The organism is Acinetobacter sp. C15 (assembly GCF_013420645.1).
GTDB classification, from domain to species: Bacteria; Pseudomonadota; Gammaproteobacteria; order Pseudomonadales; family Moraxellaceae; genus Acinetobacter; species Acinetobacter indicus.
The window spans coordinates 1-11,746 of record NZ_VOXR01000002.1 but is presented as its reverse complement, the minus strand read 5'-3'; the positions used below and the strand labels follow the sequence as shown (position 1 = coordinate 11,746).

At 40.3% G+C, this 11,746-nt stretch carries 10 protein-coding genes and 2 pseudogenes; 9 read left to right on the top strand and 3 right to left on the bottom strand.

All coding sequences use genetic code 11. The annotated features are described in order from the left end of the window. Positions 1-86: 86 nt before the first annotated feature. On the top strand, positions 87-1,424 hold the full coding sequence (mgtE, locus tag FTT63_RS01000) for a magnesium transporter (protein ID WP_163146037.1): 1,338 nt from the start codon (positions 87-89) through the stop codon (positions 1,422-1,424). 88 nt (positions 1,425-1,512) lie between these two features. Beyond that, positions 1,513-2,106, top strand: coding sequence for a DUF4112 domain-containing protein (locus FTT63_RS00995; protein ID WP_005176362.1), 594 nt, complete (start codon positions 1,513-1,515; stop codon positions 2,104-2,106). A gap of 94 nt (positions 2,107-2,200) precedes the next feature. Here the strand turns inward: FTT63_RS00995 and htpX are convergent, their stop codons facing one another. Both htpX and FTT63_RS00985 read right to left on the bottom strand, forming a co-directional pair. Continuing rightward, entirely contained in the window at positions 2,201-3,106 is a 906-nt protein-coding gene (htpX, locus tag FTT63_RS00990) for a protease HtpX (protein ID WP_180191897.1), read from the bottom strand. Positions 3,107-3,221: 115 nt separating this feature from the next. Then, positions 3,222-4,064, bottom strand: a complete 843-nt coding sequence (locus FTT63_RS00985; RefSeq protein WP_180191896.1) for a lytic transglycosylase domain-containing protein — start codon at positions 4,062-4,064, stop codon at positions 3,222-3,224. Between the two features lie 509 nt (positions 4,065-4,573). On the opposite strand from FTT63_RS00985, the gene ttcA reads away from it, so the two are divergent. Beyond that, complete coding sequence (ttcA, locus tag FTT63_RS00980; protein WP_005176370.1) at positions 4,574-5,497, top strand: tRNA 2-thiocytidine(32) synthetase TtcA; 924 nt, start codon at positions 4,574-4,576, stop codon at positions 5,495-5,497. 216 nt (positions 5,498-5,713) lie between these two features. Next, on the top strand, positions 5,714-6,097 hold the full coding sequence (locus FTT63_RS00975) for an SCP2 sterol-binding domain-containing protein (protein ID WP_016659963.1): 384 nt from the start codon (positions 5,714-5,716) through the stop codon (positions 6,095-6,097). Between the two features lie 71 nt (positions 6,098-6,168). Here the strand turns inward: FTT63_RS00975 and FTT63_RS00970 are convergent, their stop codons facing one another. Continuing rightward, the gene (locus FTT63_RS00970) at positions 6,169-7,284 is read right to left on the bottom strand and encodes a transglycosylase SLT domain-containing protein (protein ID WP_005176374.1); all 1,116 of its coding nucleotides are present in this window, start codon (positions 7,282-7,284) and stop codon (positions 6,169-6,171) included. A gap of 366 nt (positions 7,285-7,650) precedes the next feature. Here FTT63_RS00970 and FTT63_RS00965 point away from each other — a divergent pair. The 5 genes and pseudogenes from FTT63_RS00965 to FTT63_RS00945 all read left to right on the top strand — a co-directional run. Continuing rightward, a pseudogene (locus FTT63_RS00965) lies at positions 7,651-7,797 on the top strand (transcription elongation factor GreB); the annotation flags it as partial. A 110-nt stretch (positions 7,798-7,907) separates the two neighbouring features. Next, complete coding sequence (locus tag FTT63_RS00960; protein WP_160232556.1) at positions 7,908-9,161, top strand: hypothetical protein; 1,254 nt, start codon at positions 7,908-7,910, stop codon at positions 9,159-9,161. 170 nt (positions 9,162-9,331) lie between these two features. Beyond that, a pseudogene (locus FTT63_RS00955) lies at positions 9,332-9,541 on the top strand (site-specific DNA-methyltransferase); the annotation flags it as partial. Between the two features lie 90 nt (positions 9,542-9,631). Further along, positions 9,632-10,933, top strand: a complete 1,302-nt coding sequence (locus FTT63_RS00950) for a tyrosine-type recombinase/integrase (protein ID WP_227554671.1) — start codon at positions 9,632-9,634, stop codon at positions 10,931-10,933. 172 nt (positions 10,934-11,105) lie between these two features. Continuing rightward, complete coding sequence (locus FTT63_RS00945) at positions 11,106-11,669, top strand: hypothetical protein (RefSeq protein WP_180191895.1); 564 nt, start codon at positions 11,106-11,108, stop codon at positions 11,667-11,669. Positions 11,670-11,746 lie beyond the last annotated feature (77 nt).

Genomic DNA, 11,746 nt, shown 5'->3' with positions numbered 1-11,746 from the left:
TGCTTCAGGGACACTGCGGCAGCACGCAGATGCAGTGCAAATCACTTTACATTTTAAAAAATAACCAAGAATAATGATGAGAGTTTATGCTGAATCCTTTTGAACTTCAGGCACTGGAACAGGCCATTTTGCAGCAGCATCCAGAGCGGGTACAGACCCTGATTGCGCATATGAATCCGGCCGATTTGGCGGGATGGATTGAACAGCTGTCGCTAGAAGCGCAGGTTCGATTGATTCCCACCCTGGAGCAGGCCGCGCTGATCTTTGAGTTTTTGCCAAAAACTGTGCAGGCGCAAATTGCCGAACAGCTGGACCCAGCCGATTTGTTGCAGCTGATGAGTGCCATGCATTCAGATGACCGGACCGACCTGTTTAAAGGTTTGAGTCCGACGCTACAGCCGTGGATTCTGGCCGAGCTGGCCCCGGAAAAACGTCAGCAAATTCAGCAGCTGGCGGCTTACCCGGAAGAATCTGCCGGGGCGATCATGAGTTCGGATTTTGTGACTTTATCCCCAGAGCTGACGATCCAGCAGGCGATTGAACAGTTGCGTCAGGTGGCGGCAGACCGGGAAACCCTGTACCTGATTTATATTGTCGATGCGCTACAGCATCTGCTCGGTGTGGTGTCCTTGCGGCAGATTATTCAGGCCGCGCCAGAGGTACAGCTGCAGCATCTCATGACCACGGATCTGGTGATGGGCCAGGTCGATGAAGATCAGGAACAGATTGCCTGGAAGCTGGCGCATTATGATTTTCTGGCCTTGCCGATTGTTGATCAGGCGCAGCGTCTGGTCGGGATTGTCACCTATGATGATGCCATGGACATTGTCGAGGCCGAAACTACTGAAGATATTTTAAAATCCGGTGCGATTGAATCCTTGCCCAACCTGAGCCTGAAAAATGCACCAATTTTATCTTTATATCGCCAGCGCGTGTTCTGGCTGGTATTTCTGGTGTTTGGCAGTTTGCTGTCCGGTTTTGGGATTGCCCATTTTGAAGAGATTATTGCCGCGCATATTGTGCTGGTGTTCTTCTTGCCCTTGCTGGTCGGTAGTGGCGGGAATGCCGGGGCGCAATCGGCGACCTTAATGGTCCGTGCTTTAGCCACCGGCGATGTGCATTTTCGTGACTGGTTCTATCTGCTCGGGCGGGAAAGTCTGGTGGCGCTTTGTTTAGGTGGCACCATGGCACTGGCCGTGTCGGTACTGGGTTATGTGCGTGGCGATTTGATGGTGGCGGTGGTGTTGGCCTTAAGTATGCTGGGCATTGTGCTGATGGGCTGTCTGGTTGGCATGAGCCTGCCGTTTATTCTCAATAAGCTGAAACTGGACCCGGCCAGTGCGTCGGCACCTCTGGTGACCTCAATTTGCGATGCCAGCGGGGTGGTGGTTTATCTGTTTATTGCCTCACAGCTGTTGTTTTAGCCTGTATTTACAAAGCAGTAAAACGTTTGAGCAGCGCGCTCGAGTATAGTAAAAACATGACATAAATAGATAAAAATCAGGTTGATTCATGACAGAGCTGCACAGCACCAAACCCAAACTTTCCCGGCAAGAGGTGATTCGCCTGGAGCGTGATCTGGCCAAGTTTGCCAATATGATGGATTCGGTGGTGCGGATTCCGTTTACCAAACAGGGCGTGGGCGCTGATGCGGCTTTAAGTACCATTCCGGTGGCCGGCGATCTGGCCGGTTTTGTGCTGACCTGTTATGCAATTTATAAAGCCAAACAGGTCGGCGTGCCACAAGCCAAACTGAATCCGGTCATGAAGCTGGCGGTTATGGATGCGGTGGTGGGCTTTATTCCGATTGCCGGGACGATTTTTGATATTTTTATTCGCCCTAGCCGTAAGGCGCTGGATATTGTGCATGATCATATCCGGCAGGAATATGATATCCAGAGTGACCATCATGTGGTGCATCCTTTCTTGCATGAAAAACTGGAGCAGAAGCAGCAATATTCGGCATTCTGGCGTAATCCTGTGGTGGCCTGGCTGTGGATTCATCTTCCTGATTTATTAGGCCTGTTGTTCCTGATCATTCTGGTGGTGGCGACCTTGGCCGGGCTGCAATGGGTCTGGCAGTGGATGCAGGGTTTAAATCTTTAAGTAAGCTGTCATCATTCCAACCAGTATCTATCACACATAAAAACAAAAGCCTCCATATGGAGGCTTTTGTCTATTTAACGGTTGGGCATTATTATTAAGGCAGGTTTAACTGCTGTAATGCTGCCACACGCTGTTCAATGGTCGGGTGGGTCTGGAATAACGCTGCCAGACTAAACCCTTGTTCTTTACCTGCAGAAATTGCAAAAGCTTTCATTTCTTTTGGCATTGCATCTGGCATCTCAGACTCTGCTTGTAAACGCAATAACGCAGAAATCATGGCTTGTTTACCTGCTAAACGTGCACCTGCTTCATCTGCACGGTATTCACGTTGACGCGAGAACCACATCACAATTGAAGACGCCAAAATACCAAAGACAATATCTAATACAATGGTAATCACGAAGTAGGCAATGCCTGGCGCTTCGCCATCTTCACGGCCAAATACGTTACGATCAATGAAATCACCGGCAACACGGGCAAAGAACATCACGAAGGCGTTGACCACACCCTGGATTAACGCCAGCGTAACCATGTCACCATTGGCCACGTGACCAATTTCGTGCGCCAGTACGGCACGTAATTCATCTTTGTTCATACGCTCCAGCAGACCGGTTGAAACCGCCACCAAAGCATCATTCTTGTTCCAGCCGGTTGCAAAGGCATTCGACTGATAAGAAGGAAAGATACCCACTTCTGGCATTTTAATGCCAGCACGTTGCGACAATTGTGCAACTTCATTTAATAACCACGCTTCAGCCTGGTTACGTGGGGCATTCGGGTCAATCAGCTCTGTACCGGTGGTTTTTTTCGCCATCCATTTAGACATGAACAGGGAAATTAAAGAACCGACCATACCGAAGACAAAACAAATGACCAACAGGTTGCCTAGATTTAAGCCACCCGCGCCATGGTAACTACCGACACCGAAGAGTGACAAAATAATGCCAGCTACAACCAGTACCGCGAGGTTGGTTAGCAAGAACAAACCAATCCGCATCATTGAGTAAATCCTCTTAAAATGAAAATGTAATCTGATTCATAAATCATGCAAGTAAATATGCGGTGAATGTATTAAAAATTCAAGAAAAAATCGTGAAAATCAACAAAAAATCGTCTTAGTCCGAAATGGTGATTCGGGCTGCAGCAGAGGCATGTGCCGTGGCATAGGAGCGGACCGGTGCATCGGTAAAGCTGCCATCTGCGGCAACAATAATTTCACGCGATGGGCGTGCAGGCTGGGCTGCAGTTAAATGCGAACCAGAAGAAAGCGTATTGGATTGGGCCAGTAACGGTCCCTGATCGCTACTGCTGACACCACCGGCATACAGATTGTGATAACGGCTGGTCACGCGGCGCACATAGTCCTGAGTTTCACGGAAGGGCGGAATGCCACCGTATTTGGCGACATTGCCTTCACCGGCATTATAACCGGCCAATGCTAAGGATGTATTACCGTTAAAACGTTTTAGTAACCAGGCCAGATATTTGGCCCCGGCCATAATATTTTCATAAGGATCGTAGGCATTAGAAACCTGAAAACGTTTGGCAGTGGCCGGCATCAGCTGCATTAAGCCTTGGGCCCCGACCGGAGAGCGAGCATTGACATTAAAGCCGGACTCGGTGTGCATGACGGCTTTAATCAGCCCAGACGAAATACCGTGGCGCTGCGCGGCCTGCTGGATAATATGGTCAAAGGCATTTTTATTGCGGCTATAGCTTGGTAAGACCGATGCTTCAGAGCTGCCCCAGTTGCTATAACGATGAATATTGCTGTCGGGATAATACGTCACTTTGACTTTTTTCAGGGACTGGTCTGAACTTTTACGATTGGTCAGCAGGGTAGAGCCATTATTGTCTTTATAGACATAAATCTGTCCGGCATGACTGTGCGATGCAACCGCAAGCAGCGTCATACATCCCCAAAAAGCCAGTTGTTTAAAATGTAATCTTTTATACATTATCGTATTCATTATGGTAACGAAGTTCATACTGTCCCCAAACAGGTGGTTTGAGTTTAACAAAAAAAACATTGATGAAAAGAGTCTTTACATTTATTTCCCCGTTTACTTTGTAAAAATCAAGCCCTGTTTGCTGACAGAACAATCAAAAAAAATATTTATTTTTTTTTATTCTGGTCTGCTTGACACACTTAAACCATTGATTTTAATTATAAATAAAATTGATTAAAAAATGATCAATTTAAATAGAAGCCTTCAATTGCAGGCAAGTGACCTTGTCAAGTTGTTTTAAATCCACAAAGTTATCCACAGCTTTTGTGGAAAACTGTGGAAAAGTCCAAAAGATAAGCATCTTGCTTAAAAGATGAACGCAAACGTTCAAATTAGCATAAAAATAAAGACAGCGAGATGACAAAAAATGACAAGCAGGAAATTACATTCTTTTGATGCGTGCCGGGACTGAATCGGCTAAAATTGCGCGGTATTTTTTTTATGGGTAAATCTCGTCTATGTTCTCGCCAGTTGAGTCCGATCAAGGATTTAATTTTAAACCAGAACTGCCAACCAGCTCTGCGTATTACCGTTTGCTGAAAAAGCTGCGTCGCCAGGTGGGTCATGCCATTCGTGATTACAAGATGATCGAAGACGGTGACAAGGTCATGGTGTGTATTTCGGGTGGTAAAGACAGTTATACCTTACTGGATATTCTGTTGCAGTTTAAACGTATTGCCCCGATTCATTTTGATGTGGTGGCGGTGAATCTGGACCAGAAACAGCCGGGCTTCCCTGAAGATGTGCTGCCGCGTTATCTGGAAGAAAATAATATCCCGTATTATATTCTGGAAAAAGATACCTACAGTATTACCAAGCGTCTGACCCCGGAAGGCAAAACCTACTGTGCAGTGTGTTCGCGTCTGCGTCGTGGTTCACTGTACGGCTTTGCCCAGGAAATTGGGGCAACCAAGGTGGCATTGGGGCATCATCGTGATGATATTCTGGCGACTTTCTTCCTGAACCTGTTCCATGGCGGCAGCTTAAAGGCGATGCCACCGAAGCTGTTATCTTCCGACAAGAAGAATATGCTGATTCGTCCACTGGCTTATGTGGAAGAAAAAGACATCATCAAATACGCGCAAATGCGCCAGTTCCCGATTATTCCATGTAACCTGTGTGGTTCGCAGGAAAATCTGCAACGTGCGATTATCAATGACATGCTGCGTGAATGGGACAATGCCCATCCAAAACGTCTGCACAGTATTTTTGGTGCATTGCAAAATGTATCACCATCGCAACTGGCAGACCGCGAGCTGTTTGACTTTGAAGCACTCGATAGCGAGCGCGAGTTTGACTTTAAAGGCAGTTATTCGCACGAGAATGAAGATGGTCAGTCCAACCGCATCAACATGGTCAATTTAGGCTATGCAGCTGACTAAATAGTCAAAAAAAGCATTGAACTTCAGTTCAGTGCTTTTTTTATATATTTGAATTATTTCAATATTGTATTAAAAATATAAAATTTGAACGCATCGTACAAAAAATCTTAGCCATCTTTTATGATTACATGCTATAACAGGTCACAAGCATCATTGCTTCACAAAAATGTTGTCTGGACAGGCGACACAAATGAACAAATAAATTGAGGAATAATCATGCCTGCTTTTTTATCTGATGATTGGTTTGCAACCGTAGAGAACCTGACGGCTCAAGCTGGTGACTTAAATTTACCACCTGCGCTTGCGAATCTTGCAATTAATTTGGTTGTTACGGATGCTTCAGGCAATACAGAATTAGCTTTAGACGGTGGCAAAATCCAGAAAGGATTGTCTGCAAATGCAAAAACAACCCTGAATATGGATGCTGAGACCTTACGTAAAGTGTTCCTGGAGTTTGATATGGCTGCAGCCATGCAAGCCTTCATGACCGGTAAAATCAAAGTACAAGGCGATATGTCTCAATTAATGGCATTGCAAACTGCAAAACCAAGCCAAGAGCAAAAAGACCTGTTCAAAAACGTTTTGGCGCAAACCACCTGATTGTGACCCGACACAAAAAAGCTTACCCGAAGGTAAGCTTTTTTTTGCCTTGAAGATCAACGGTGAAGCATTTAAATATTCACCAGCTGCGGCGTGGTCTTGATGTGTTCCAGATAGGCACGGATACGGGTCACGTATTGTAAGGCCTGACGATAACGTCCGTTCTTGGCTTTATTGCCGTCTAAGTAAGCATACAGGTTGACCCAGTTGTTCGGGTTTTTACCGGTGGCCTGAATACGCTTCTGAATCTGGCTCACGGCACCCGGACCCATGTTATAGGCCACCAGTGCATACCAGTTACGGTCTGGAAACGGAATATGCTTATAACGGTTCAGCATCAGGTTGTAATACTTGGCACCGCCCTGAATGCTCTGGGTTGGATCGGTACGGTTACTGACGCCCATGGCTTTGGCTGTGCTGTTAGTCAGCATCATCAAACCACGAACACCGGTTGGTGAAACAGAGTTCGGCTTTAAGTACGATTCCTGATAACCAATGGCCGCCAGTAAATGCCAGTCCAGATCATACTGCTGCGCAGTGCGCTGGAAGCTGGCCTTATATAAAGGCATGCGATTGCTTAAGTCACGCTGGATAGTATTCCAGGATTCCTGCTTAACCACATTCTGGTTATAGAACGAGGCCAGCTGGTTGATGGCACCGCTTTGTTTGCCACGGCAGACAAAGGCACTGGCGGTCTGGCTCAGCGGATCATCGGCATGTTTAAATACCCAGTTTAAATTGCTGTTTAGGCCATTTTTCTGCAAGGTGTTTAAATCGCCACAGGTGGCCGAAAAACCGGTCAGATGCTTGTTTTCAATGCTCTGAATACTGGCAGTGGTCATGGCAAAGTTGGCTTTACCTGACGCCACCCATTGCAACGCTGTCGCATTGTCCGGTACGGTTTTAAACTCGAGTTTGACATTCAGGCTATGCGCATAGTTGCGCACCAGGTCATAACCAAAGCCATGCAGATGCTGACTGTTCTGAAACACGGTGGTCGGATTCGAAACAGAAACCACGGTCAATTTATTGTGATTGACCACGCGATCAAACTGATACGCTGCTTTACTTGCATTAATACTATGAAACGGAATTAACGCACTGCTTAATACTAAGACTTTTAAAGGGAGAGAGTTGAAAAAAGAGTGAAGGCCAAGCCTCGACCCAGAAGTTGAACTACTGTGCATGTTGTCTCCGCTACAAGTAATTTATGCCCTACAAAGCAGGAGGCAAAAGGCCTCAGACTTTTTCAAGTTTGATAAATTCAATAAGAGGGTGGGCACTCATGACGTCATTCAAAATGACATGGGATGAAAGATAAAAAATGTGGCTACGCCACACAGGTTAAAAAATGATCACAATTAAAAGATGTGCGCATAATAAAGACCAAAATTTGAGTTGTCAAATTTTGTCCATAAAAAAATAAAAAACTGTTTCATAAGTAAATGATTCTATTTAGGAAAAATATTTTATAAACTTTAAAAGTGGAGTAATTGGGGAGAAGGCAGCAGTTTTTGGTAAGCTACAGGCATATTTTTCTGCTGTTAAAGGCCATGAAATCGAGCTTAATTACCCGTGGTGGACATGACAAACTGGTCGCGGAACTTCAGCATTTGTGGCATGAAGAACGCCCTGAAATTACCAAAAAAGTGAACTGGGCGGCCAGTCTCGGCGATCGTTCGGAGAACGCCGATTACCAATTATAACCCTATTATTTATACTATTTTAATTTTTTTTACTATTAAACAACAGTATATGAATAGTATTCATACTATTAAGATATACTAAGATTAAAAGGATGCTAAAAATTATGAATAAAGAATTTAAAATAATTTTAAAGAATGATTTAAGCACTAGTGAAGAAGAGCTTGTGAAGATTTATTGGGATTTTTGTGAAAATCTTCAAGATTTCTACTATTTACCTAAGCAATTGACTAATGAAAATTTAAGTAAAAGTATTGATGTAACTAAATTTGTAAAAGCAAATAGCTATATTTTATGTGAGAATCTAAAATGTATCGATTGTAAAGAAAATTTTTATTTTAATACTAGACAGAGTTATATAGATTTTATTAAAAAAGATACTCAATATTGTTCAAAATGTTTTGATAATATAGTTGCTTTAAAGGCAGATGAAATTATTTTTAAATTGAGAAGTATAATTTATAATAAAAATACCATAAAAATAAATAAAATAAACAATCTAACCTATATGGAAAAAGTTTTTTTATATTATATTTTTTTGAAATCAGATGTTAGTAATATTGATATTCCTATTAATATTAAAAATATTTTTCCAGATTTAGATTCTAATATTATTAATGATATTTATTCTGTTTATATTGATAGATTGATAAATAATAAAATCTTATATTATATTGATTGTCAGGAAGTTACAAAGTGCTGGAATTCATTTTCCCCTTATTGGGGAGCAGTTCAAGAAAGGCTTACACTCGATAAAATTAGAGAAATAGCTCAGCTTAGTGAGTATAGATATTCTTCATTGCTATTATTTAATGAATTTGAAATCGCTTATGATTCTTCTGATTATGTTGAAATTTTACGTGATAGTATTTACTCACACGTATTAAATGAAAATGATTTTAGAGATATTGAAAATTTTGTTATTAATTATAAGTTAAAACAAGTTGATGTCTTTGTTTTGGAGATTCAAGATAATTTTGAAATCGCTATTAATATGAAATTATTTTTAAGACTTGAAAGTATTTTATTAAGTATGATAAGAGAAACAACACTTCCTAAAATATACTTTTCACTTTTTTGGGCTATGGATAATTTGAATTCATTTTTATATAAAAAAATTAATAGTTTAAGCTATTTAACCAAGTCTAAAAAAAGTACACTTTATATTAATAATTTAGAGTATTTTTTAAATAAATATAGGGGTAGATACGATGAAATTTATGATAAAAAAATACCAGTAGATATTATTTTTGAGGATGATTTTATTGATTTTATATCTTATAATTTTATTAAAGATAGTTGGAATGGTATTAATGGGAATGCTGTGATATCTAAATGGATAGAGAGTATAGAAAAATAATTGTTTTTTAGAGAATTGTTTATTATTGATTTTTGTTATATCTGCTCACGGATTATTTATAAAATTATAGTGTTTTGTGGATATTTCCTATACAGATAATTTTTTGATTAAGAGGGATCTCTATATGCTATTCTAACTATAATTTGATTTATTAATTATTCAGTATTGTTATGCCATTATTAGATTGGGTGAACCGAAACCAAGCTGAAGAAACAGCAACAAGTGTTCCGTACCATTTGCTAAAATTCGAACAAGCCTATGGTGATGAAGAGCAAGCGAAAGAGAATCTCATCATTCAAGGTGATAACCTTCAAGCTCTGAAGGCATTATTGCCACTGTATGGTGGACAAGTAAAATGTATCTTTATTGATCCACCTTACTTATATACACCAATGATGAAAATGTAAAAATTAGTTCATAAGTATTTAATATTTTGAATTATATTTAAAAACTAAAAGTAAAAATAATAATTGAATAAATTTGGTAATGATATACCATGTAATTATGTAAATTTTGTAGTCATAACAATGAAACTCATCAGGACTAAATTTAAGTCAGGTGAACGCTACTCACTGTTGGTAGATGACAAAGGAATGCCTATTTGGTATCCAACACTTTTTGCTACGAGCAAACTCAGGAATTCCGCAAAAGCACCAAATACAATAGAAGCACATCTAAATGCCATAAAGTTGCTAATAGAATGGAGTCATTCATCAAATATTGTTCTAGAAGAAATTTTCTCAGCAAAGCAGTTTTTAACAACTGAACAGATAGAACATCTCTGCATCTATCTGAAAGGGAAAAAAGATGAAAAAATTTATGAAGGCTTTAAAAGTTGTAGGAACCAAAGAAAAGAACTGCATAGAGCTAAAATTCGAAGTGAAGAATCAATTTCTAGCTCAACTGCTTATATAAGAATATCTTATGTTGCTAATTATATAGATTGGCTTGCAAAACACGTTATAAGTGAGAGAAACCAAATTATAAATAGTGATATATCGCTCGGTATCTCACGCATGGTAAGAAGCTTGAAAGCTAGGAGACCAACAAGATCAATTTCTTCTCGAAATCCTAAAAAAGGATTAGCAGACAATCAAAGAGATATAGTGCTAAGAATTATTAATCCAAATAGCATAGATTTACCTTTCTCCACGGAGACAAAAGAGCGTGATAGCCTAATATTTGAAATCTTGTATAAGACAGGAATACGGCTAGGAGAGCTTTTATCAATAAAAATTTCAGACTTTAATTTTCAAAACAACACACTGCATATACATAGACGTCACGATGATGTTTATGATCCAAGGTTAAAACAGCCAGTTGCTAAAACTTTTGATAGATTGTTGCCTATTAGCAGAAAGCTAGCAGAACGAACACATGACTATATACTTAGAGAAAGGTCTCAAGTAGTTGGAGCTAATAAGCATGACTTTCTGTTCGTTACTTACAAGTCTGGGCCATATTGTGGAAAACCATTATCATCAAGTGGGCTTTATAAAATCATAAATCAGGTTCGTGAAAGTATTGATGAGCTGTCCGATTTAACACCACATATATTTCGCCACACTTGGAATGATATGTTCTCAGAGAAAGTGGATGAGCAAGGTATATCTGAAGCGGAAGAAGAAAAGCTAAGATCTAATCTCATGGGGTGGGCAGAAGGTTCTGGTACCTCAAAGACTTATACCCAAAGACATATAGAGAAAAAGGCACATCAGGTAAGTATATTATTACAAAAGGAAATTGATGATGGAATAAATAAAAATAAGTAGTAAAGCTTCCTCCTTATCCATTCACAATACAGAAAAGCTGTTATCTAGGAATGGGTATGAATTTAACTATCATGATGAACGTTGGGTTGTATCTAAGGTTTGTGCAGTAAACTTTAATTGGATTTATTCTGTACTCGAATTTAAGTTTCATGAAAGCTATAAGAGAGTTTTATTGCATTATGTTCAGAATAATTCTGCTGGGTACGCTAAAGCCATAAATCACTATACAAAATTATTTTTTCAGTTTTGTGCGAATGCTGACGGAAGATTAATATCTTTAGTTTCAGGTCGGCATGTTATTAATTACTATTCTTCGCTCGATCCTAATAAAAAACATAATATAGCCCAAGTGCTAACTTTTCTGAAGAAATGGCATGAATTTGGTTATGAGGGCATAAATACCGATGTCCTTGAGGTAATCAAAGAGTTACGAGTTAAAAATGCTGAAAAAGGTAAGGCCGTTAGACTACTTTGCCCATATGAAGGTCCTTTGTCTGATTTGGAGTATGAAGGACTATACAGTGGGTTATCTAAAGAATTTGAAGAAGGCAAGATTAGTCTGAAAGAGATGGTGATTGCCAAACTATTTTTAGCAACTGGTAGGCGTCCAATCCAGATAGCAAATTTGAAAGTTAAAGATTTTGTAGGTGTTACCGTTATTGATGGAAATAAGTTTGACTTATTAAGTAAGCGTCCGCTGAGCCCCACTTTTTCTAACTCATTAATACCGCGATAGTGTCCACTAAATTTTAAGTGGACACCTATTTATGGATTTAAAGACAGTTATAGACACTGCACCAACGCTAAAAAAGC

Excerpts from the sequence above, each read along its gene's own strand:
- mgtE (WP_163146037.1), top strand. The coding sequence starts at position 87 with ATGCTGAATCCTTTTGAACTTCAGGCACTGGAACAGGCCATTTTGCAG.
- FTT63_RS00995 (WP_005176362.1), top strand. The coding sequence starts at position 1,513 with ATGACAGAGCTGCACAGCACCAAACCCAAACTTTCCCGGCAAGAGGTG.
- htpX (WP_180191897.1), bottom strand. The coding sequence starts at position 3,106 with ATGATGCGGATTGGTTTGTTCTTGCTAACCAACCTCGCGGTACTGGTT.
- FTT63_RS00985 (WP_180191896.1), bottom strand. The coding sequence starts at position 4,064 with ATGTATAAAAGATTACATTTTAAACAACTGGCTTTTTGGGGATGTATG.
- ttcA (WP_005176370.1), top strand. The coding sequence starts at position 4,574 with ATGTTCTCGCCAGTTGAGTCCGATCAAGGATTTAATTTTAAACCAGAA.
- FTT63_RS00975 (WP_016659963.1), top strand. The coding sequence starts at position 5,714 with ATGCCTGCTTTTTTATCTGATGATTGGTTTGCAACCGTAGAGAACCTG.
- FTT63_RS00970 (WP_005176374.1), bottom strand. The coding sequence starts at position 7,284 with ATGCACAGTAGTTCAACTTCTGGGTCGAGGCTTGGCCTTCACTCTTTT.
- FTT63_RS00960 (WP_160232556.1), top strand. The coding sequence starts at position 7,908 with ATGAATAAAGAATTTAAAATAATTTTAAAGAATGATTTAAGCACTAGT.